This window comes from Denitratimonas organivorans (assembly GCF_037478135.1).
Classification (GTDB): domain Bacteria; phylum Pseudomonadota; class Gammaproteobacteria; order Xanthomonadales; family Xanthomonadaceae; genus Denitratimonas.
In genome coordinates this window covers 51760-72440 of record NZ_JBBHDV010000007.1, presented here as the reverse complement: position 1 = coordinate 72440, position 20681 = coordinate 51760, and the positions used below count along the sequence as shown (strand labels likewise).

The following is a 20681-nucleotide window of genomic DNA, read 5'->3' as shown; positions in this document are numbered from 1 at the left end:
TGCCAGCCGCCGATGTCGCGCCAAGTGATTGATATTCCTGTATCCGGCGGCGAATGGACAGCTGGCACGGGAGTTGTAATGCAAGCACCGGGCCGAGTGCCGAGCCCGTCCATTCCAAAGGCACGCCATAAAAGGAGCAGTCCCATGCTGCATTACGCCCTGGTATTCCTCGTGGTCGCGATCATCGCGGCGGTGCTCGGCTTCGGCGGCATCGCGGGTGCGGCGGCCGGCATCGCGAAGATCCTGTTCTTCGTGTTTCTCGTGCTGTTCGTGATCTCGCTGTTCGTTGGCCGCCGGCCACGCGTCTGACCCGGATCTTTCCGGTTGATGCCCTGATCAACTCCGACAACAGAGGTGCCACATGAATATTTCCACCATCAAGAAGACCCTGGCCCTGAGCGCGCTGCTGCTGAGCCTGACGGCACTGGCGGCATGCAACACCATGCAGGGTGCCGGCAAGGACATCCAGAAGGCCGGCGAGACGATTGAGGAAAGCGCGAAGTAATCGTCGCCCCGCCACTGTTTGCCCGGCACAACGCAACAGGGCGCGGAATTGCTTCCGCGCCCTGTTGCGTTGCAGCCGTGTGTTTTCGGACCTGACCGGGTCAGGCACGTTTTATCAGGCCGATCAGGAACAGCAGGATCACCGCACCGATGAAGGCGTTGATGATCGCGGCCAGGATGCTGCCACCGATCGCGACCCCGACCAGGCCGAGCACGAAGTTGCCGATGAAGGCCCCGACAATGCCGACCACGATGTTGCCCAGGATGCCGAATCCACGGCCCTTCATCAGCAGACCGGCGAGCCAGCCGGCAATGCCGCCCACCAGCAGCAGGATGACCAGACTTTCAAGTGTCATTGCGTATCCCCTCAAACATCGCCGCCCGCATTGTCGGCGCCGGATGCATCATCCGCCGCCGGACCGGGCGGGGAGGCGGCGTCCCGACCAGCCGTTTCCGCTGCAATCATGGCCGCAGCGGTCGCGGCGCCCACGATACCGGCATCCGGCGTGGTGCGGGGGCCGGCAGGTGCGGTTCCGTTCCCGGCTGCGTTTGCGGCCGGCACCTGGTCCTGACCCTGGGCGGCGGCCTTGCGCCGTTCTTCGGCTTCGCGCATGTGGCGGATTTCCTCCGGCCCGATGATGCGCCCGACATCGCCCCGGCTGCTCTCGATGCGCTGCGCCGCCACTGCCAGCGTGCCCACGATCATGAATACCAGTGCCCCGAGCAGGCACAGCAAGGCCAGCCCCACCGACGTGGTCTTGAACACCACGACAAAACAGACCAGCGACCCTACGAACCACAACCAGCGCATGCCTGATCTCCGTGCGCATTCGACCGGCGGCTAGTGTATCCGCCAACCTGCCGCCGGCCGCAATGCCGCTGTCCGTCCGTCGCCGCGCTGCAACCGCCGGTGCATCTGCAGCCGATGCATCTACAGCAGCGGTGACACCAGCCGCGCCATCGCATCGCCCATGCGGCGCAGGCGCGGAGCGGGCGGATCGTCGACGAGGATTTCGACTGCGCGGGTGGTGTAGTCGTGCCAGGCCGCTTCCATGTCGGACGCCAGCCCGGCGTCATCGACCAGCACCGAGAGTTCGAAATTGACCCGGAAGCTGCGGTAATCGAAGTTGGCACTGCCGATCAGCACATGGTGCTGGTCCACCAGCATCGCCTTGGCGTGCAGCATGTTGTGCTGGTATTCGAAGATGCGCACGCCGGCGACCAGCAGTTCGTTGTAATACGAGCGCGCCGCCGCGCTGACCAGGGCCGAATCCGAGCGTTTGGGCAGCATCACCCGCACATCCACGCCGCACAGCGCGGCGTTGGTCAGCGCCATGCGCGCGGCCTCGCTCGGCACGAAATACGGCGTCACCAGCCAGACCCGTTCGGTCGCATCGTGGATGGCTTCGACACTGACGCGGTGGAAGGCTTCCCAATGGCTGTCCGGCCCGGACGGAATCACCAGCGCCGGTGCGCCGCCGCAGGCCGGGCGCGGCCACAGCGCGGCATCGCGCAGCGCGGTGCCGGTGGCGTAGACCCAGTCTTCGACAAAGGCCAGTTGCAGCGCCTGCACCGCCGAGCCGGTGAAACGCAGATGCAGATCGCAATGCGCATCCTCGCGCCGGCGCCGGTCCTGCGTATCGGAAATATTGACCCCGCCGGTGAAGCCGGTTTCCCCGTCCACGATCAGGATCTTGCGGTGGCTGCGCTGGTTCAGCGTGGGCCGGCGCAGCGGGCGGAAGCGCATCGGATGGAACCAGGCCACCTCACCGCCGGCGGCCAGCAGATCGGTGAAGAACCGCATCCGCAGCCGGGCGCAACCGACGCTGTCCAGCAGCAACCGCACCTTCACCCCTTCGCGCGCACGCGCCAGCAGCGCATCGCGGAACATCGTGCCGCTGTGGTCCGGATCGAAGATGTAGCTGGCCATGTGGATGTGGTGGCGGGCGCCGGCGATCGCTTCCAGCATCGCGTCGTAGGTGCCTTCGCCGTTGTGCAGCAGCACCGGATCGAGCATATGCACCGGCGGCAACCCGGTGGTGCGCTGCGCCAAGTTGGCGATCTGCTGGTGATAGGGATCGCCCTCGTCATCCGGCGCGCGCGCCACCAGCGCGGCGCGTGCGCGCAGGCGCTTGAGCCGCTGCCGCTTGATCCGGCGCGGACCGAACAGGTGATAGATCAGGAAGCCCACCACCGGCAACGCCGCCAGCGCCAGCAACCAGCCCAGCGTGGCCTCCGGTTCGCGCTTCTCCCAGATGATCCACAGGCCGATCACGACGATATAGATCGTCCAGCCCACCGCCAACGGCACCCCGACACCGGGAATCGCAGCCAACCACAGCCAGAACGGCTCAAGCATGGGGGCACCCTGATTTTATCCGGGCGCCATCATCCCTGCGCCCGCCCGCTGGCGGCAAGTGCGGTTCTAGGGCCGCACGCGCAACATTCAATGCGTCCGCTAAAGAGCGTGCCGGTGCAAGTCGGCTACACTCTGCGCCAGCAGGGGGATGCTGGTGGGCCAGCAATGCCGGCATCCGGGCAAGCCGATCTACGGTAAGCCTTGTCCTAAAAATCGAGCGGGTGCGCTGTTGCCAGCCCGACATGTCGGGTACCTGCCGGCCGTGCCGTGTGGGCGTCGGGCAATGGATACCTCAGGAAGGCTGCCGAAGAGAGGCGAGCAACAGCGATGGAAACCGGGAACGAAGAGGGCCAGGCATTCGCGACCAGTCGCGAAGCCATCCTGCATTCCGCGCAGCAGGCATTTGCACGGCATGGTTATGAGGGCGCCTCGCTGGCGAGGATTGCCGCTGCCGCCAACACGAACCACTCGCTGGTTATCTATCACTTCAAGAACAAGGAAGCACTATGGCGTGAGGTGATCCAGCACATCTTCGGCAACATGAAGGAGCGGCTGGCCGTGGTGGAGTCACTCACCCGGGATGTTGATTCGTTGTCAGCGTTGAAGATCTTCATCCGGGCGTTTGTCGAATTCAGTGCCAAGTACCCGGACCGGACCGCGCTGGTGTTGAACGAGATCCGCGGTGATACAAAGCGCCTGGACTGGGTGCTGGAAAACCACGTTCGACCATTGCATGCGACGCTGGATCGATTTCTGGCCCGCGCCGTCGATGATGGTGTGATCAAGCCGATTCCGCCTGCCCATATGGCCCATATGGTGATCGGCACCGCGTCCACGTTCTTTGTGTCTCGGCCCATGATCCAGAAGCTATACGGCGTGGACGCCTGGAGTCCGGATGTGATCCGCGCGCATGCGGACTGGGTGCTGGAGGCATTGTTCGGAGGTCTGGCTACCTCTCCCGGAGCCTTCGAGCCATCCCGGAGGGCGTCCGCACACGGAGATCCGGCGGTGGCTTCTACCCAATGAGAGGAGTGAGCCTCCTGAAAAGCCTTCTCCGATGCGGATGAATTGGCCCGGGACGCACGGTTGTGCGACTCCTGCGGCCGTCCATCGCGTTGCCTATGAGCGAGGCACAGGCAGACACCGTTGCGCCGCCTCTTCCCTGGGGTGGAAAGCATCACTGATACCGAAGTGACCCGGGTGACAACACCCGCTGTAGTCCCTTGATCGTGTGCGGTCAGACCTGAGGCTGGGTGGCATGCCATGACCGACAGCCGGGATGCTTCCGGCTTTTGCCCACATCCTTTCCACCATCTGTCTCCGAACGGCGCGACGGCTCCATCGCGCTTGACCCGTCGTCAGCCTTCTCGTGGTTGGGAACGCGCCCCGGTGCTGCCAGTGGATCGCGTCCCCTCCGCACCTGATCCGGCTCCCCACCCATGCGGACAACGGGTTGGCCGCCTCCCTTCAGTTCCGACTCGGCCGTGCAAAACAGGTGGCAGGCACAGTGTCGGAAAACAGCTTCGACGCACCGAGAGTCGCGGCAGAACAGGATGTCTGTGGATAGTTGACACTTTAGTTAGTCCCACTGTATATCTCTGTCTACTCGAGGTACGGCAATGGGAGGTGGGAAATGCAATACGAAATGCACCAGTCGACCCAACCCATCAGGGGGGGCTGCAGGCTTCTGGCTGTCGCAGTAGCGCTGGCACTGTCCTCATGGGCACTTGAAGCCCGGGCGGACCAATCAAATCGGGACATCGCATCGGAACAGGAGTCGGAGCATGGGGCGCGCCCGGCAGCCTTGGACGAAGTTGTGGTGACGGCCCGGTTCCGGGAAGAGTCGCTGCAGGATGCACCGGCCGCGATCAGCGCGCTGGGCGCAACCCAGGTGGAGCGCGCGGGGGTGCGCAACATTGACGATATCGCCACGCTGACCCCGGGCCTGACATATGTCTCGCTTCAGGGCAGCAACTATGCGCTGCCGGTGATGAGGGGATTGTCCACCAACGTCGGCGAGTCCAACGTCGGACTGTTTCTGGATGGGGTGTACCAAGGCTCGCGCTCTGGTATGGACCGGATGATGACCGATGTGGAGCGCATCGAGGTGATCAAGGGCCCTCAGGCCGCTCTCTACGGACGCAACACCTTTGGTGGCGCGATCAACATCATCTCCAAACAGCCGACCAACCAGCCCGAGGGCAGCCTCAGCCTGGCTTACGGCTCGCGCAATCTTTCAGAGGGCATCGCCACCTTCTCTACGCCGGTCGCCAATGACCAGATCCACATGCGCTTCGGTGTGGCCCAACGGCAGCGTGACGGCCACTACAGGAATGAGCTGAGCGGTGACGACCTGGATCACCGCAAGGACCAGAGCCTGAGCTCGTTCTTTCGCTGGTACGCCAGCGACAACCTGGTGATGGACCTGCGGGCATCGTTCGACCGCGCCGACCACGGCGACAACCCTGGCTACTTCGTACTCAACAACTCCGAGCCTCTGTTCAACGGCCGCTCGCAGATCCTGTTAGGCGAAGTGCCGTCCCGGACTTCCGGGTTCGCGGTGACGCCGGGCGGGTTCGAGCGCGATGCCGATCTGTTCTCGCTCAAGGCCGATTGGCAGGTCAACGATGATTTGTCGTTCACCTCGATCACGACCTATTCCGACCTTGAGAGCGAGTTCCGGGCCGATATCGACTACGGCCCGACCGACATCAGCTACCAGACCCAGAACACCGATGTGGACGAGATCTCGCAGGAGTTCCGTCTCGCCGGGCAGGGTGGTGACCTCAGCTGGATTGGCGGATTGTTCTACCTGCGAAGCAACCAGCGGACGCTGGATCAGGATCTGGCGAACGAGGCCTACGAGCCGCTGCTGCCGGCTTCACTGAAGAGCACGCTGATCGACAACCGCGAAAAACATCAGAACATCGCCCTGTTCGGCTCGCTCAGCTGGCAGCTCGCCGATGACTGGACGCTGGATCTGGCGGGGCGGGTGTTCCGTGAGAAGCGCAGCATCGACCCCTTCCAGAGCAATCCGATCACCGGCCAGGTCCTGGACCCGAACCCGCCGCTGGAGATGTCGGAGACCTTCATCACTCCGAGTCTGGGGTTGCGACGTCGGCTCAACGATCAGTGGATGGGATATGCCTCCATCAGTCGCGGGGTGAAGTCCGGTGGTTTCAACGCGATGGCCAATGTCACTGCGGACGAGCGCACCTTCGACGCCGAGAAGAGCATCAATTACGAAATCGGGGCGAAGTTCAACTCCCTGGACGGCCGGATCACCTTCAATACCGCGCTGTTCCATATCGACTGGGAAGACCAGATCGTGCGGGCGCTGGGCGTGCAGAACGCAACCTTAAACGCCAACGCCGGCAAGACCACCTCGCAGGGTGCTGAATTTGATCTGCGTGTGATGCCGCTTCCCGGCCTCGCGCTCGGCGCCAGCTACGCCTATACCGATGCCACATTCGACGAGTATGTGTTCGAGGCCCTGAGGCTGTCGTTCGGGCTGGAATCGGATCTGGCCGGAAAAGAACTCCAGTACGTGTCAAGACATGTGGGAACCCTGTCCTTCGATTACCAGAAGGCGCTTTCCGCCGACACCGCCTTCTATATGCGGGGTGACTGGGGCTACCGCTCGCGCCAATACGGCTCCACGACCAACCTGTTCTGGGTCGGCAGCCGGTCGCTGCTCAACATGGCGTTGGGCTACCAGATCAGGAACTACGACCTGGAGTTCTGGGGCCGCAACCTCCTGAACGACAAGACCCCGACGGTTTCAATTTCCAGCCGGGATCGCGGCTCCCTGATCCTGCCGCCCGCAGGCCAGGGCGCATTCAAGACCCTGGCATTCGCACCCGAGCTCAGAAGCTACGGTGTCCGGCTCCGCGTCAAGTTCTGAGTGGAAAGACGCGCTCCCTTCAATCCAGAAACGAGGTACTCATGGCCCTTACAAAGATGGTCCCCACTCCAGTATTCGAGGAGTACAAGGAGCTTTTCGCAGAGCATTTTTTCCTGAGCCGCGAGAACGGCATCCTGACGGTGCAGATGCACACGCTTGGCGGGCCGGTTCAATGGAGCCTGGAGCTGCATCGCGCCATCTGGCAGCTGTTCCGCACGGTCGGTTCGGATCCTGAAAACGAGGTGATGATCTTCACTGCCACCGGCAACGTGTGGGTTGCGGCTTTCGACGATGAAAGCTTCGCTAGGGTGGAAGCGGATCCGGCAAAAAACAGTTACGACTACGGCATCTTCGATGGCCGCCATATGCTGATGAGCCTGATCAACGATGTGGAGATCCCGACCATCGGCGTGCTCAACGGGCCCGGTGCGCACACAGAGCTGGCGATGATGTGCGATCTGACGATCTGCTCGGACAACACGGTGATCATGGACCCGCACTTCTCCTTGGGCATGGTGCCAGGTGACGGCATCCACAGCGCCCTGATCGAACTGCTTGGCATCAAGCGTGCCGCCTACGCGATGGTGATGAACGAGCAGATTCCGGCACAAAAGGCGTTGGAGTACGGCTTGGTGAACGAAGTGGTTCCGCGTGACAGGCTGATGGATCGCGCCATGGAAATAGCCAAAACGATCATGGCCAAGCCGCGTGTGGTGCGCCGCATGACCGGGCAGATCCTGCGCCGTCCGTGGAAGCAGCGCATCGTCGACGACCTTGACTGCGGCTTTGCGATGGAGATGTACGCATACATGTGTTCAGGTGAAAAGCATGTCGATTCCAAGCTCGACGAAATCGCCGAGCGCGAAGGTATCGAGTCGTTGCGTAATCGCCGCGAGGGGATGGACGAAGCCGCAAAAGGACAGGGAGCCTGACCAATGAAAAGGCTCAACACCGCGATCACGCTCAACACCCTGGTGGCGCTGGTCTGTCTGGTGATCGGGATCAACTACCTGTTCCGATCCACCGTGACCACCTATCACCTGACCGCCATCGGAGTGGACTGGGAAACCCTGGCCGAAGGCGTGCAGTTGCTGCTGGTGATCCTGATGAAGGGCACCGGTGATGCGTTGGTGGTGATGGCTGTCAGCATCCTGATCCTGACCTGGATTCCACTGCGGCAACGGCAGAACTGGGCGCCGCTGGCCATCCTGGTGATCGGAGCCGCCTGTCTGGTGCCGATGCTGGTGGGCGCCATCATCGTCGCCTCCCGCACCGGTGCGGCATCGCCATGGTGGTTGAACGCGCTGTTGCTCTCGATGCTGGCCGTCTCCGCCGCACTTACCTGGCGCCGCCCCGGAACCTTGCCTGCGCCCTGACCGCGGCTCGTGACGGGCGCGCCCTCACGCCTTACGCAGCAGGCGCGCCCGTTTTCTGGAAATCACAGGAAGCAAACATGAATGAGCAAGCTGCCGGACACGTCCTGGCGAGATTCGAGTTCCCGGTGGAAGCGGGAAAGGTCGCCGAATTCGCTGCCGCAGGCCGGACACCGCATCCACTTTTCACCAATCGTGAGGCCGCGTTGGGTGCGGGGCTGCGTGCTTGCATCGCTCCGGTCACCTATCCGTCCACCTTCGTGTTCCACATTGGTGCGGATGCGGCGGTACTGGAGCTGATGAAGCAACTGAAGATGAATCCGGCCCGCAGTGTGCACGGGGAAGTCCAGTTCCACAGCCATCAGCCGATCCATGTCGGTGAGCAGCTCCAGGCCACGCTGGTGGTCGCTTCGGACGAAGTTCGGACCAGCGCCAATGGCGTCACTCGCCGCTTCGTCGGGCTGAACCTGCTGCTGCACAACCAGGACGGTGTGCTGGTGTCCACCACGGAAAACACCTTCATCGAGACCCTGAGCCATGACTGACACCTCGATCCAGCCCTGCGATGAGCTTGCCGTGGGCGGACTCTTGCCGATGTTCCGGCATGTGGTTACGCGCACCGATATCGTACGGTATGCCGGCGCGGGCGGCGACTTCAATCCGATCCACCACGACGACGACTATGCGCGGCACGCCGGCTTTCCGTCGGTGTTTGCAATGGGCCTGATGCACGCCAGTTTCCTGAGCCGCGTGCTGTACGACGCCTGCGGCCCGCTGGCGGTCAAGCGCTACCGCATCCGTTTCACCCATCCGGTCTTCCCCGGCGACCAGCTCACCGGTGGCGGAGTGGTGGAAGAGCGCCGACAGACCGATTCCGGAGTCCTGCTGGTCTGTCGTCTGTTCATGAAAAACCAGAACGACCGGGACGTGCTCGCCGGCGACGCCGATCTGATGCTCACCCCTGCCGGAACAGGAGCCACGCCATGAGCGGTTCGCAGGAAGAGCGCGACGCGCTGCTGGCCACGGTCACGCGTTTTGCGCGCGAGGTGATCGCGCCCGGCGTCCGCGAGCGGGAGGAACGCGGCGAGTTCTGTCATGACACTTGGCGGCGCATCTGCGACTTGGGTCTGCCGGGTCTGTTGCTGGAGCCGGCTTACGGCGGCTCCGGCTTGAAGGCCTCGGACGTGGTGCCGGCGATCATCGGGTTCGCCTCCGAAAGCCGCGACTTCGGCATCACCGGCGCCTGGCTCACCCATATGCTGCTGGCCGCAATGCCGATCAGCGTGCTCGGCAATGAGGAGCAGAAGCAGCGCTACCTGCCGGCTATGGCCGAAGGCGCGAAGATCGGCGCGTTGTGCCTGACCGAGCCGGGCGCCGGTTCGGACCTGACCGGTCTCAAGACCACGGCCAGGCCGCATCCGGGCGGCTATGTGCTTAATGGCAGCAAGACCTTCATCTCCAACGCCCCGATTGCGGATGTTTTCGTGGTGCTGGCTTCGACCGCGCCGGAATTGGGGGCCAAGGGCCTGACCATGTTCGTGGTTGAGCGTGGCGCCGCCGGCCTCACCACCGGCCAGCCGTTGCGCAAGCGGGAATGCCATAGCTGGCCGACCGGCGAAGTGTTCTTCGATGACTGCGTGGTGCCGGCTGGCAACCGCCTCGGCGAGGAGGGCAAGGGCATGACCTACATGCTGCAGTCACTGATGTGGGAACGGCTGGCGTTCGTGCCCTATGTCGGCCTGATCGAATCCAATCTGCGCGACAGTCTCGAATACGCCACCCAGCGGCGCCAGTTCGGCCAGCGCATCGCCGACTTCGGTGCGGTGCAGACGATGCTCGCGGACATGAAAATCGATCTGGATATCTCCCGCATGCTGGCCGTCGACCTGGCCCGGCGCATGGACCAGGGCGAAGACATATCGATGACCGCCGCTGTCGCCAAGACCTTCATCACCGAGGCGGCCGAGCGCGCCGCCTACCGTGCGGTCCAGATCTTTGGCGGCAACGGCTGCATGGACGAGTACGACATCGGTCGCAGTCTCTGGATTTCCAAGATGGGAACCATTGGCGGCGGCACCTCGCAGATCCAGCGCGGTGTCATCGCGCGACTGCTCGCGCGCGGCCTGTAAGCCGACTCCACCCACTATCCAGGAAACCATGATGGTTAAACAGCTCAGAGGAAAATCGGCGATTGTTGGAATCGGTGAACTGCCGACCGGCCACTTTCCGGATCGTTCCCTGACCCGCTCCGCAGTGGATGTCGCGGTGATGGCGATTCGGGATTCGGGCCTGGACAAGAGCGAGATCGACACGGTCATCCCGCTCGGCACGATCGCGAATGGCTTGGACAACACCAACTTCGTCTGCTCTTACCTGGTGGAAGAGCTGGGGCTGGGCATATCCGCGCGGGCCAACTTCCAGGTCATGTCCGGGGGTTCCAGCTCGTCCAACGCGCTGAAGGTGGCCAGTGCGCTGGTCGCCACCGGCCTGTCGCGTGGCGTGCTAGTGGTGCATTCGGACCGTCTCGGCACCGGACTGGATCCGCAGGTGGCGGTGGACATGTTCTCCAAGGCGTCGGTGAACCAGGAGTACGAGATCCCCTACGGCTGGAGCCAGCTTGGGCTTGGTGCACTGATCCAGCAGCGCTACATGTTCGATTCAGGCGCGTCCGAGCGGCAGGTCGCCGCTGTCATCGAATCGCTGCGCAAATGGGCTGCGCTGAATCCCAATGCGATGATCCGCTCGCCACGCAGCGCCGAGGAAGTGTTGGCCTCCGAAGTCATTTCCTCGCCAGTGCGCAAGCGCATGATGAACGTGCTGGCCGACGGTGCCGCCGCCTTCGTGTTGACCTCGGCCGAACGCGCTGCGGACGCGACTGCCACGCCGGCCTATGTGTTGGGCATGGGTTCGCGCTGCACCAACTTCTCCACAACCCAGCAGCCGGACGACCTCATTTCGGCATGGAGGCCGGCTGCGCTCGATGCCTACACGATGGCGGGCATTGGGCCGGGTGACGTGGATGTGGCCCAGATCTACGACGCGTTCCCGTCGTTCGTGTTGATGACGATGGAAATGCTCGGCCTGTGCGAACCCGGCCAGGCCGGTGCCTTCGTCGAAGCCGGCCACACCTCGCCGGGCGGAAAGCTCCCGGTGACCACCAATGGCGGAATGCTGGCACAGGGGCACACCGGCACCGGCGGCGGCATGGCGGTATTGGTCGAAGCGGCCCGCCAGGTGATGGGCAAGGCCGGCGAGCGTCAGGTGCCCAACGTCGATTTCGCGGTCGAAACCGCATCAGGAGGAGTGGGTATGGACTTGCATGTGGCCGTCCTTGGCCGGGAGCTGGGCCAATGAGCGCGGTATTGCCGGTGCTGTCGGAAACCAGCCGCCCGTTCTATGACGGTTGCAGGCAGGGCAGGTTGCTGTACCAACGCTGCGAGGACTGCGATGCGATCGTGTTCTTCCCTAGGAAGTATTGCCCGGGCTGCCTCGGTGAGAACCTCGCGTGGCAGCGCTCGTCGGGCAAAGGGACGATCCATTCGTTCACCGTCACGCGCATGTTCGCGCCGACCGAGTTCAGCCGCATGACGCCGTACGTGCTGGCGGTGGTGAAGCTCGAAGAGGGCTTCAAGATGATGACCAACATCATCCGCACGCCGATCGAGGAGCTGCGCTGTGGACTGCCGGTGCAGGTGGTGTTCGATCCGGTCGGCGACGAACTCGTCCTGCCGCGGTTTGAACTGGCCAAGGGGTAGATGCGAGATGGCCGGAACCGTGCAGACTCTGACCTCGGCCTTCCAGCACCGCTGCCGGATGTGGCCGGATGCCACCGCACTCCACTATCGCGCCGGACCCGAGTGGGTTCCGGTCACCTGGGCCGGCTACGGGCGCGACGTCGATCGCCTGGCCAGGGCGCTGTTCGGCGCCGGTCTGGGCTTTGGTGACCGCGTTGCGCTGATCGGACGCAATACCTACGACTGGTTCGTGGTGGACATGGCCGCGATGACGTCGGGGCTGGTGTCGGTGCCGGTCTACATCACCAGCAGTTTGCCGCAGATCATCCGTCAGCTGCAGCATTCCGGGGCGCGGGTGATCGTGACCGAGCGCCTGGAGCTGCTCGGCGGGCTGGAACATCGCCGCAACGATGTGCCCGAGCTGGACTACATCATCGTCACCCAAGGCGCGGTGCCGGAAGATGTGGCCGGAGTCATCGGCATGGGCGCTTTCCGCGCCGCCCACGCCGACACGATGGATGATCGGCTCGAGCGGGCCCGGGCACAGGTGGAGCCGGACAGTCTGGCCACGCTGATCTACACCTCCGGCACCACTGGCGAACCCAAGGGCGTGATGCTGACCCATCGCAACAGCGTTACCACCGGGCTGAACGTGGCCGAGGCGCTGGTGCCGGAATGGGGCGACGGTGAGAAGCTCTCCTGCTGCTATCTGCCGCTTTCGCATGTCGGCGAGCGCGTGGTCAGCATCCTGGCGCCGCTGTTCGAGTTGCGCGAAGTCTTTATCTGCTCCGATCTGGAGCGCGTCATGGATGACGTCAAAAGCGTCCGCCCGACTATCTTTCTGGGCGTGCCGAGGGTCTGGGAGAAGATCTTCGACGGCTTCCAGGCCAACGTTGCAAACATGTCTCCTCTCGCCCGACGCCTGATCGGCTGGGGCCTACGGACCGCACTCGAACATGAGCACGCGCTACAGCAGTGCAAGGCGTCGGAGCGCGACGTGGCGGGATTGAAGTACCGCATCGCGCAGCGCCTGGTAACTGGCAGGATCTTGCGGTCGCTCGGCTTGGACCGGGTGCGCATCTCAATCACAGGCGGCGCTCCCGGCAATCCGGACGCGGGTGACTTCTTCAACGCGCTGGGACTGTGGATGCAGGAGGTGTACGGGCAGACCGAGGGCTACGGCACCACCAGCCTGTCGCTGCGCAGCGACTACCGCCCACGTTCCTGTGGCCGTCCCTTCCCGCGCACCGAAGTCAGGATCGCCGATGACGGAGAAATCCTGCTGCGTGGCGACACGATCTCTCCCGGCTACTACAAGGAACCGGAGGCCAGCGCGGAAACCTTCGTCGATGGCTGGCTGCATTCAGGCGACCTCGGCCACTTGGACGCGGACGGCTACCTGTGGGTCACGGGCCGCAAGAAGGACATCATCATCACCTCCGGTGGCAAGAACATCGCTCCGCAGACGATCGAGTCGGCATTCAACGGCGTGCCCGGCATCAACGGGGCGGTGGTCGCCGGCGACATGCGCCATTACCTGATCGCGGTGGTCGACGTGGACAGCGCGGTGCTGCGCCAGAGCCTGCCACCGGACACCACGCTGGAAGCACACGCCGCAGCGCTCGTCAGCAATCGCTTGGCGGAGATCAACACGCGCTTTTCGCGCGCTGAGCAGATCAAGAAATGCCTGGTGGTGTTTGATCGTTTCACCCAGCAGGAGGGTCTGGTCACACCCACGATGAAGGTGCGCCGGGCGCTGGTGCTGCAGCGCTACGCCGATGCGATCAGCGGTCTGTATGAATCGGACGGAACCGTCTTCACCGAACAGGGCCGGTGAGGTCGCACCCTGCGGCCCGGACGACGCACCCATGCACGAGCAGGAAACGACGATGAGCCGGATACAGGTTGAGGAAGGGCAGCTGCTGTGGACGCCGCCCCCGGAAAAGGTCCAGGCCAGCGCCATGCAGGCCTTCATCGACTGGCTCGGGGAGACGGAGGGTCTGCGGATAGAGGGTTACGCCGCCCTGTGGCAGTGGTCGGTGGATGCGCCCGAGGCGTTCTGGGCCGCAGTCTGGGATTACTGTCAGGTCCGCGCCAGCCGGCTATATGACCGGATCATGCAGGTGCCGGACCGTGACATGGTGGGCACCCGCTGGTTCTGCGGCGCGCACCTGAATTATGCCGAGAACGTGCTACGCGCCAATGGTGATCCGCCCGCCCCGGCGGTTCTGCATCTGACCGAGATCCGCGAGCTTTCCACACTTTCCCATGGCGAGCTGTTCCGCCAGGTGCGGGTGCTCGCCACCCAGCTGCGCGCGTTGGGAATCCAGCCTGGCGACCGGGTCGTATCCTATCTTCCCAACCTCGCGGAGACGGTGGTGGCGATGCTCGCCACGATGGCGGTGGGTGCGGTCTGGGCCGCCGCCGCACCGGAGTTCGGAGTCAATACCGTCATCGACCGCTTCGCCCAGATCGAGCCGGTGCTGCTGCTCGTGGCCGATGGTTATGCCTTCGGCGGGAAGCGGTTTGAGCGTGCGGAGGAGGCGCGTCAGATCGTCGCGGCGCTGCCCACGGTGCGCCATGTGGTGGGTGTGGCCTACTTGCAACCGGAAGTGCCATTCCAGCCGCAGGTACCCGAGGGCGTCACCGTGCATGCCTGGGACGTTTTGCTGGCTGGCCCCGATGTGGGCGCCGAACAGTTCCACTTTGCGCAGGTGGAATCATCCCATCCGCTGTGGATCCTGTTTTCCTCCGGCACCACCGGCCTGCCGAAAGCGATCCTGCATGGTCATGGCGGTATGTTGTTGGAGCACCTCAAGCTGTTCCGCCTGCACTTTGGCACCGGCCCCCAATCGATCTGGTTTTTCCACACCACGGCCGGTTGGATGATGTGGAACACGCTGGTGGCGAGCCTGCTCGGAGGCGGCGCGGCGGTGTTCTATGACGGCAGCCCGGTCTGGCCCGGTCCTGATCGGCTCTGGCAGATCGCCGCCGACACCGGTGCCACGATCTTCGGCGCCAGTCCTACCTTCGTTCAGATCATGGAGAAGACCGGCCTGGTACCGGCGCAGCGCTTTGACCTGGAAGCATTGGAAATGATCGTGGTGACCGGCGCTCCGTGCCAGCCGGAAACCTTCGAGTGGTTCTATCGCTGTGTGAAGCCGGAGCTGTGGGTGACCTCCCAGTCGGGTGGTACCGAGATCGCCAGCGGCTTCGTCGGCTGCTCGCCGTTCCTGCCGGTCCATGCCGGTGAAATCCAGTGCCGGATGCTTGGCATGAACGTACAGTCCTGGTCCGATGAGGGCACCGTGCTGCACGACGAAGTGGGCGAGCTGGTGGTCACCGCGCCATTTCCCTCGATGCCGCTCCAGTTCTGGGATGACCCCGGAAGCCAGCGTTACCGCGACACCTATTTCGATACCTTCCCCGGCGTCTGGCGTCATGGGGACTTCATCCGCATCAACGCCCGCGGCGGCTGCTACATCTACGGCCGCTCGGATGCCACGCTGAACCGCCATGGCGTGCGCATCGGCAGTGCCGAGATCTACCGCACCGTGGAAAAGATCGAAGGCGTGCTTGACAGCCTCGTTGTGTGCCTGGAGCTGCCCGACGGCGGCTTCTACATGCCGCTGTTCGTGCAGCTGCGCGCCGGTGTCGAACTGGACGCCGCGTTGCGGCGGGAAATCGAACAGCGCCTTCGGCTTGATGCCAGCCCACGCCACGTGCCCGACAGCATCGATGCGGTGCCGGCGATTCCGTACACCTTGACCGGCAAGAAGATGGAAGTGCCGGTGCGGCGGCTGCTGCTGGGGGCGCAGCTGGCGGAAGTCGCCAAGCCCGATGCCATGACCAACCCGGACGCAATGGACTGGTATGTGGAGTTCGCGCGCCGGATCTGAGTGCCGCCCAGCGCTCATCACGCGCGGCGATGCGCCACCTGGCTGATAATTACGGCTAGTGACGCACTACCGCCGCAGTCGAAGCCCTCAGTCCCGATGGAGCTGCTCTACCCTCCCGCTTCAGCTGCGCGACAGCGCCGTCACATACACCAACTCGCAGGCGCCGGCGCCGCTGTCCTGGCGTGTCATCGAACTGCGCCAGAACCAGCCGTCCGCGCGCCGCGCCTCAATCAGATAGCCCTCGATCCGCACCACATCGCCGCGCCGCACGCGCTTGAGTTGCCGTGCGATCAGCGCATCGGCCGGCACCAGATGCATATTGGCGCTGGAGACCACCATTTCCTGCGGCGGCAGTGGCGGCTCGCCGCGCCAGCGGTAGCTGTAGAAACGTACGCTCTGGCGGATATCGAGCTGATCCAGTACCGCGCTGTCGCTCATCCGCCCCCAGCCCAGCGCCAGATCCATCGGCGACAGCGCCGCCTCGGCATCGAAGCGGTAATCCTCGCGTCCCAGCACCCGTGCCTCGATGCTGAAATGCGCCAGCGGCGTGAGCCGGAAATCGCCGTGTTCGATCACCTGTGCATCGTGCAGATCCTGCTGCACCGGCAGCTGCGGCGCGAGCACGCCCGGCGCACGGTCGCGCCCCATCGGCGGCGCCATCCACCAGCCGATCAACACCAGTACGAGTGCTGCAACTACCCAGCGCTTCATGCCCGCCAGCCTAACGCGAAGTGGCCGGTCGGGCATCGTGGAAGCGGGCTTGTTTGCAGGTTTTCCGCATCCGGCTATCCGGCGCGCGGGCAGGTGTGGTCGGCATGTTGCACGGGGCGGAGTCCGTGCCTTCCGGCGGCCGGTTCTTCCACGTCGGACATGCAAGCCCCGCCGCTGGATTCGACTTGCGCCCCGGCCTGCCTACGCCGCAGACTGCCCGCCCTGATGTCTGGAAACACCCTTTCGCGTTGAACATGACCGTGCCCCGCTTTCGCCCCGCCCGCCCCTTCGCCGACAGCGTGCTGCCGCTGCGATCCGGACGTGATGCGAGCGGCGGCATCGCGCCACGCAAAGCCCACCCTTCAGAACGCGACGCCACCGCGCGTAGCGGGGCCGGTTGAGCCATGCTCAGTGTCCCGGTCAGCTGGCGCACGCGCGATGGCAGCGGCACGCTCGATGGCGTGCTGGTGCTCGACGGCGCCAGCCTGCGCCTGCAATACCAGACGCTGGACTGGCATCAGGGCGCGCAACACCCCAACGCACGTGAACTGCGGCTGAGCCCGGAAGCGATCGTCCACGCCGAATTCCGCAAGGGGTTCCTGTGGATCGCGCCCAGCATCGAACTCCAGGCCTCGGATTTCGCCGCACTCGCCACGCTGGATGCCGACCAGTCCGGCCACCTCAGCCTGCGCATCCGCGGCAGCCACCGCCGCGCCGCAAAATCCCTCGTCGCCGAACTGCACTCGGCCCAGGCCGAAGCGCGCTACCGCCGCTGGACCCGCGACATGGACCGCATGGCATCCGCCGCCGGGACCAAAGAAGAAGGCGAACAGGGGCGATAACACGCTTGTTCTGACACCTCCACCCGGCTTGCTGCGTGGGTGTACAGGACGAATTACGTGGTGTTACCAGGAAACCAGTCTGTGCCGTGAGGTGGCTCTGGTTTTCAGTTATTGATCATCTTTGACTTTGATTGAAATCGAAAAGTCCCGGTTGATTTTGGCCTGCGCCCGCTGGAATTCTGAGGAATCAATAACGCGTTTCGATAGCGGAGTTGAGCTGCATATGAAAATCCCTGTCTCCCGATCTCGACCATAAGGTTGAAATCGTGGGAAGCACTTTTTCATTATCTTGTCAATTGTATTCCAGGTATCATCGGTGAGCTCTACAGCGCAGTAACTGCACGGCGCTCCGAGCGGAGAAGTGAAGTAGGGAGGCTCCACCGAGATACGGTCTGTCATGCCCAAGCTCAGCGTAAACGGGTGGGGAATCTCTTCGTCGTCCAACACTACTGAGAAGGAACCGGAGACCGCTGTCCAATCTATGTCGAATGACCTCAGTGTGACCACTTCCGGGGTTGGAAATGAAAGGACGTTTTCTTCAACCCAACGTTCCACCTCTTCCCCGTGATTCATTCGACGCTTCTCCAACTGGTTGATGAAGCGGAATCGTTACACGTAAGCGGACGGGCTACAAGGCACGGGGAGACAAAGCCGGTGAAGGGCTATGTTCGAGGCTTCGCCCGATGCGTGGCAGTGGCCGTCCACGGATCGTCGGGCCACGGGTGCTTCGGATAGCGGCCTTTCATTTCCTTTTTGACTTCGGGGTAGGTGCGTTCCCAGAAGCCTTTGAGGTCTTGCGTGACCTGCAGCGGGCGGCCGCCGGGGGAGAGCAGGTGCAGGGTGAGCGGCACACGGCCGGCGGCGATGCTGGGGGTGTCGGCCAACCCGAACAGCTCCTGGAGTTTCACCGCCAGTACCGGGGCTTCGCCGTGGCGGTAGTGGATCGGGCGTTCCAGACCTGACGGTACGAGTATCCGGGTCGGCGCGAGGCTGTCGATTTTTTGGCGGGCGGGCCAGTCGGTGTTGGATTTGAGCGCGTCGGCGAGTTCGGTTTCGCTGAGGGCGTCGAGGCGGCGTTTGCCGCGCAGCGCGGGTTTCAGCCAGTCATCCAGATTTTCGATCAGGGTTTCGTCGGACAGATCGGGCAGCGACTCGGTTTCATTCTCCGGCAGCCAGTCGCGCAGGCAGCGGACGCGCTCGCGCCATTGTTTGAGGGCGTCCGTCCACGGCAGGACGTCAAGGCCAAGGTGGCGTACGGCATCGACCAGCGCGTCGGCAAACTGCGCCGGGTCAGGTTGGGCGATGGGGCGCACGTCGAGGGTGATGCGGTCGAAGCGGCGTTCGCGCTGGGCCGCGATGCGGTGGGCGTTGGTGTCCCAGAACACGCGGTCTTCGGTTACGAAGCGTTGAGGGAAAGCGTGTTCCAGCGCGGTTTCATCGACCGGCGCGGCGCGCTGGATGCGGGCGTCGCGCTCGGCGTCGCGTAGTTCGGCGATGACGATCCACGCTTCGCCATAGAGCGCGCTGTCCGGCGCGAGTGTGGCGCTGCGGCCGTTGGCGAGCTGGTAACGGTGCGGATCGGACGGGTGCTGGTGCGCGATGCGGTCGGGGAAGGCGTGAATCAGCAGTTCGCCGAGGTGGTGGGCGCTGGCGGTGTCGTCGTGGTGCCCGTTCTCGCGGGTAGGCGCAGGTCGGACCAAGCCGCGAAGCGGTGGATCCGACGCCCGGATGTCGGATCCGCGCCCAGGGCGCTTGATCCGACCTGCGTTGATGTTCGGCGAGTCCGGGTTGAGGGTTGAAAGGCGGCGTTGCCATTGTCTGGCGGTCTGGTCGATGGCGGCCAGGGCGCTGCGGGAGGCATCCGGCGGGGTGCGGCCGTTGCGGAAGGCGGCCAGTGCCTGCCAGCGGGCGGCGATGTCGTCGCGGCGCGGGCCTTTGAGCGGGTCGCGGGCTTCGAGCAGGGCGGCGAGGTCGCAGGCCAGTGCGCTGCGTTCGAGTGTGTCAGCAGCCAGCAGCATCGCGGCCAGGCGCGGATGGGTGCCGAGTCTGAGCAGGCGTTTTCCGAATGGGGTGAGGCGGCCGTTTTCCAGCGCACCTAGACGCGTCAGCAGATCACGCCCGGCGGCGAGTGCGCCTTGTGGTGGGGAATCGAAAAAGCGCAGTTCGTCACTGCCCCAGGTGGCCAGTTCCAGCGCCAGGCCGGTGAGTTCGGTCAGGGTGATTTCCGCGCGGCGCGACGGTTCCAGACGCTGCGATTGCGGCCATAGGCGATAGCACCAGCCTTCGGCAACGCGGCCGGCGCGGCCAGCACGCTGATCGGCGGAGGATTGCGGGATCGTCACCACATCCAGACGCGGGAAGCCGGAGTTGGGATCAAAACGCGGTTCGCGCGCCAGGCCCGAATCGATCACCACGCGCACGCCGGGCAGGGTGACCGAGGATTCGGCCACGTTGGTCGCCAGCACGATGCGGCGACGGCCATCGTGCGAGGGTTGCAGCACAGCGCTCTGCGCTTCGATGGACAGTTCGCCATGCAGCGCGAGCACCTCCGCATTCAGACCGGCCGATTCCAGCGCACGCGAGGCGTCGCCGATTTCGCGTTGGCCGGGCAGGAACACCAATATGTCGCCGGGATGCGCGGCGAAGGCGGCTTCCACCGTGCGCCGCACCTGTGCGGCCAGCGGTTCGTCGCGGCGTGCGGGCGGGTGCGAGATCGTGACCGGGAAGCTGCGGCCTTCGGAGGTCAGGCGCGGGGCATCGAGGAAGCGCGCGAGTTTTTCGCCATCCAGCGTGGCGCTCATCACCACGATGCGCAGGTCCTCGCGCAGCTGTGCCTGCACATCCAGCGCCAGCGCCAAGCCAAGGTCGCCGGCCAGATGGCGTTCGTGGAATTCGTCGAACAGAATCGCGCCGATGCCGTCGAGCATCGGGTCGTCCTGGATCATGCGGGTGAGGATGCCTTCGGTGACGACTTCGATGCGGGTCGAGGCGCTGGTGCGGTTCTCGAAGCGGATGCGGTAGCCGACCGTTTGCGCCACGTCTTCCCCGAGGCTCCGCGCCATGAAGCCGGCGGCGGCGCGGGCGGCGACACGGCGCGGTTCCAGCATCACGATGCGTTGTCCGGCCAGCCACGGTGCATCCAGCAAGGCCAGCGGCACGCGCGTGGTCTTGCCGGCGCCGGGCGGAGCTTCCAGCACCAGACGCGGATGCGCGGCCAGTGATTCGCGGATCGCGGGCAGCAGGGGATCGATCGGAAAGGCGGTGCTCATGCGGCGGCAAGGGTAGCCGATCAACGTGCCCGGGCCGGATGGTGGCCATGAAAAAGGAGGCCGGAGCCTCCTTTTTCCGACTGGCG

The 20681-nt window shown here is 64.3% G+C and carries 20 protein-coding genes; 14 read left to right on the top strand and 6 right to left on the bottom strand.

The window, feature by feature from the left end; genetic code table 11:
• Positions 1–144: 144 nt before the first annotated feature.
• Entirely contained in the window at positions 145–309 is a 165-nt protein-coding gene (locus WDB66_RS09085) for a DUF1328 family protein (protein ID WP_339398235.1), read from the top strand.
• A 52-nt stretch (positions 310–361) separates the two neighbouring features.
• Positions 362–505: an entericidin A/B family lipoprotein gene (locus WDB66_RS09080; RefSeq protein ID WP_487930867.1), complete on the top strand. Its 144-nt coding sequence runs from the start codon at positions 362–364 to the stop codon at positions 503–505.
• 100 nt (positions 506–605) lie between these two features.
• On the opposite strand, the gene WDB66_RS09075 is transcribed toward WDB66_RS09080, so the two are convergent.
• The 3 genes from WDB66_RS09075 to cls form a co-directional block, all read right to left on the bottom strand.
• Positions 606–860 (bottom strand): GlsB/YeaQ/YmgE family stress response membrane protein, encoded by a 255-nt coding sequence (locus WDB66_RS09075; RefSeq protein ID WP_339398234.1) that lies wholly within the window; start codon positions 858–860, stop codon positions 606–608.
• 11 nt (positions 861–871) lie between these two features.
• Positions 872–1315 carry a hypothetical protein gene (locus WDB66_RS09070; RefSeq protein ID WP_339398233.1) on the bottom strand — a complete coding sequence of 148 codons (444 nt, stop codon included), beginning with the start codon at positions 1313–1315 and terminating at the stop codon, positions 872–874.
• A 120-nt stretch (positions 1316–1435) separates the two neighbouring features.
• Positions 1436–2863, bottom strand: coding sequence for a cardiolipin synthase (cls, locus tag WDB66_RS09065; protein ID WP_339398232.1), 1428 nt, complete (start codon positions 2861–2863; stop codon positions 1436–1438).
• 327 nt (positions 2864–3190) lie between these two features.
• Here cls and WDB66_RS09060 point away from each other — a divergent pair, with 327 nt between their 5' ends.
• The 11 genes from WDB66_RS09060 to WDB66_RS09010 all read left to right on the top strand — a co-directional run bounded on the left by WDB66_RS09060 (position 3191) and on the right by WDB66_RS09010 (position 15773).
• Positions 3191–3889, top strand: coding sequence for a TetR/AcrR family transcriptional regulator (locus WDB66_RS09060; protein ID WP_339398231.1), 699 nt, complete (start codon positions 3191–3193; stop codon positions 3887–3889).
• 607 nt (positions 3890–4496) lie between these two features.
• On the top strand, positions 4497–6767 hold the full coding sequence (locus tag WDB66_RS09055; protein WP_339398230.1) for a TonB-dependent receptor: 2271 nt from the start codon (positions 4497–4499) through the stop codon (positions 6765–6767).
• A gap of 41 nt (positions 6768–6808) precedes the next feature.
• Positions 6809–7699 carry an enoyl-CoA hydratase/isomerase family protein gene (locus WDB66_RS09050; RefSeq protein ID WP_339398229.1) on the top strand — a complete coding sequence of 297 codons (891 nt, stop codon included), beginning with the start codon at positions 6809–6811 and terminating at the stop codon, positions 7697–7699.
• 3 nt (positions 7700–7702) lie between these two features.
• Positions 7703–8143 (top strand): hypothetical protein, encoded by a 441-nt coding sequence (locus tag WDB66_RS09045; protein WP_339398228.1) that lies wholly within the window; start codon positions 7703–7705, stop codon positions 8141–8143.
• A complete protein-coding gene (locus WDB66_RS09040) occupies positions 8056–8685 on the top strand; it encodes an FAS1-like dehydratase domain-containing protein (protein ID WP_339398227.1) in 630 nt (209 codons plus the stop codon). The genes WDB66_RS09045 and WDB66_RS09040 overlap by 88 nt, the downstream gene beginning before the upstream one ends.
• On the top strand, positions 8678–9127 hold the full coding sequence (locus WDB66_RS09035) for a MaoC family dehydratase (protein WP_339398226.1): 450 nt from the start codon (positions 8678–8680) through the stop codon (positions 9125–9127). The genes WDB66_RS09040 and WDB66_RS09035 overlap by 8 nt, the downstream gene beginning before the upstream one ends.
• Entirely contained in the window at positions 9124–10269 is a 1146-nt protein-coding gene (locus WDB66_RS09030; protein WP_339398225.1) for an acyl-CoA dehydrogenase family protein, read from the top strand. The genes WDB66_RS09035 and WDB66_RS09030 overlap by 4 nt, the downstream gene beginning before the upstream one ends.
• Before the next feature lie 31 nt (positions 10270–10300).
• On the top strand, positions 10301–11494 hold the full coding sequence (locus WDB66_RS09025; RefSeq protein ID WP_339398224.1) for a thiolase family protein: 1194 nt from the start codon (positions 10301–10303) through the stop codon (positions 11492–11494).
• Positions 11491–11895 carry a Zn-ribbon domain-containing OB-fold protein gene (locus tag WDB66_RS09020; protein ID WP_339398223.1) on the top strand — a complete coding sequence of 135 codons (405 nt, stop codon included), beginning with the start codon at positions 11491–11493 and terminating at the stop codon, positions 11893–11895. Before WDB66_RS09025 ends, WDB66_RS09020 begins: the two co-directional genes overlap by 4 nt.
• Before the next feature lie 7 nt (positions 11896–11902).
• Positions 11903–13711 carry an AMP-dependent synthetase/ligase gene (locus WDB66_RS09015; protein WP_339398222.1) on the top strand — a complete coding sequence of 603 codons (1809 nt, stop codon included), beginning with the start codon at positions 11903–11905 and terminating at the stop codon, positions 13709–13711.
• A gap of 52 nt (positions 13712–13763) precedes the next feature.
• Positions 13764–15773 carry an acetoacetate--CoA ligase gene (locus WDB66_RS09010; protein WP_339398221.1) on the top strand — a complete coding sequence of 670 codons (2010 nt, stop codon included), beginning with the start codon at positions 13764–13766 and terminating at the stop codon, positions 15771–15773.
• A gap of 120 nt (positions 15774–15893) precedes the next feature.
• Here WDB66_RS09010 and WDB66_RS09005 read toward each other — a convergent pair whose 3' ends face one another.
• The gene (locus WDB66_RS09005; protein ID WP_339398220.1) at positions 15894–16484 is read right to left on the bottom strand and encodes a hypothetical protein; all 591 of its coding nucleotides are present in this window, start codon (positions 16482–16484) and stop codon (positions 15894–15896) included.
• Positions 16485–16888: 404 nt separating this feature from the next.
• Here WDB66_RS09005 and WDB66_RS09000 point away from each other — a divergent pair, with 404 nt between their 5' ends.
• The gene (locus tag WDB66_RS09000) at positions 16889–17326 is read left to right on the top strand and encodes a hypothetical protein (protein WP_339398219.1); all 438 of its coding nucleotides are present in this window, start codon (positions 16889–16891) and stop codon (positions 17324–17326) included.
• A 108-nt stretch (positions 17327–17434) separates the two neighbouring features.
• Here the strand turns inward: WDB66_RS09000 and WDB66_RS08995 are convergent, their stop codons facing one another.
• Together WDB66_RS08995 and hrpB are read right to left on the bottom strand one after the other, a co-directional pair.
• On the bottom strand, positions 17435–17899 hold the full coding sequence (locus WDB66_RS08995) for a hypothetical protein (protein ID WP_339398218.1): 465 nt from the start codon (positions 17897–17899) through the stop codon (positions 17435–17437).
• 89 nt (positions 17900–17988) lie between these two features.
• On the bottom strand, positions 17989–20595 hold the full coding sequence (hrpB, locus tag WDB66_RS08990; protein WP_339398217.1) for an ATP-dependent helicase HrpB: 2607 nt from the start codon (positions 20593–20595) through the stop codon (positions 17989–17991).
• Positions 20596–20681 lie beyond the last annotated feature (86 nt).

What these genes read in the sequence shown, in the direction of transcription:
- WDB66_RS09085 (WP_339398235.1), top strand. Translation starts at nt 145, where the DNA reads ATGCTGCATTACGCCCTGGTATTCCTCGTGGTCGCGATCATCGCGGCG.
- WDB66_RS09080 (WP_487930867.1), top strand. Translation starts at nt 362, where the DNA reads ATGAATATTTCCACCATCAAGAAGACCCTGGCCCTGAGCGCGCTGCTG.
- WDB66_RS09075 (WP_339398234.1), bottom strand. Translation starts at nt 860, where the DNA reads ATGACACTTGAAAGTCTGGTCATCCTGCTGCTGGTGGGCGGCATTGCC.
- WDB66_RS09070 (WP_339398233.1), bottom strand. Translation starts at nt 1,315, where the DNA reads ATGCGCTGGTTGTGGTTCGTAGGGTCGCTGGTCTGTTTTGTCGTGGTG.
- cls (WP_339398232.1), bottom strand. Translation starts at nt 2,863, where the DNA reads ATGCTTGAGCCGTTCTGGCTGTGGTTGGCTGCGATTCCCGGTGTCGGG.
- WDB66_RS09060 (WP_339398231.1), top strand. Translation starts at nt 3,191, where the DNA reads ATGGAAACCGGGAACGAAGAGGGCCAGGCATTCGCGACCAGTCGCGAA.
- WDB66_RS09055 (WP_339398230.1), top strand. Translation starts at nt 4,497, where the DNA reads ATGCAATACGAAATGCACCAGTCGACCCAACCCATCAGGGGGGGCTGC.
- WDB66_RS09050 (WP_339398229.1), top strand. Translation starts at nt 6,809, where the DNA reads ATGGCCCTTACAAAGATGGTCCCCACTCCAGTATTCGAGGAGTACAAG.
- WDB66_RS09045 (WP_339398228.1), top strand. Translation starts at nt 7,703, where the DNA reads ATGAAAAGGCTCAACACCGCGATCACGCTCAACACCCTGGTGGCGCTG.
- WDB66_RS09040 (WP_339398227.1), top strand. Translation starts at nt 8,056, where the DNA reads ATGGTGGTTGAACGCGCTGTTGCTCTCGATGCTGGCCGTCTCCGCCGC.
- WDB66_RS09035 (WP_339398226.1), top strand. Translation starts at nt 8,678, where the DNA reads ATGACTGACACCTCGATCCAGCCCTGCGATGAGCTTGCCGTGGGCGGA.
- WDB66_RS09030 (WP_339398225.1), top strand. Translation starts at nt 9,124, where the DNA reads ATGAGCGGTTCGCAGGAAGAGCGCGACGCGCTGCTGGCCACGGTCACG.
- WDB66_RS09025 (WP_339398224.1), top strand. Translation starts at nt 10,301, where the DNA reads ATGGTTAAACAGCTCAGAGGAAAATCGGCGATTGTTGGAATCGGTGAA.
- WDB66_RS09020 (WP_339398223.1), top strand. Translation starts at nt 11,491, where the DNA reads ATGAGCGCGGTATTGCCGGTGCTGTCGGAAACCAGCCGCCCGTTCTAT.
- WDB66_RS09015 (WP_339398222.1), top strand. Translation starts at nt 11,903, where the DNA reads ATGGCCGGAACCGTGCAGACTCTGACCTCGGCCTTCCAGCACCGCTGC.
- WDB66_RS09010 (WP_339398221.1), top strand. Translation starts at nt 13,764, where the DNA reads ATGAGCCGGATACAGGTTGAGGAAGGGCAGCTGCTGTGGACGCCGCCC.
- WDB66_RS09005 (WP_339398220.1), bottom strand. Translation starts at nt 16,484, where the DNA reads ATGAAGCGCTGGGTAGTTGCAGCACTCGTACTGGTGTTGATCGGCTGG.
- WDB66_RS09000 (WP_339398219.1), top strand. Translation starts at nt 16,889, where the DNA reads ATGCTCAGTGTCCCGGTCAGCTGGCGCACGCGCGATGGCAGCGGCACG.
- WDB66_RS08995 (WP_339398218.1), bottom strand. Translation starts at nt 17,899, where the DNA reads ATGAATCACGGGGAAGAGGTGGAACGTTGGGTTGAAGAAAACGTCCTT.
- hrpB (WP_339398217.1), bottom strand. Translation starts at nt 20,595, where the DNA reads ATGAGCACCGCCTTTCCGATCGATCCCCTGCTGCCCGCGATCCGCGAA.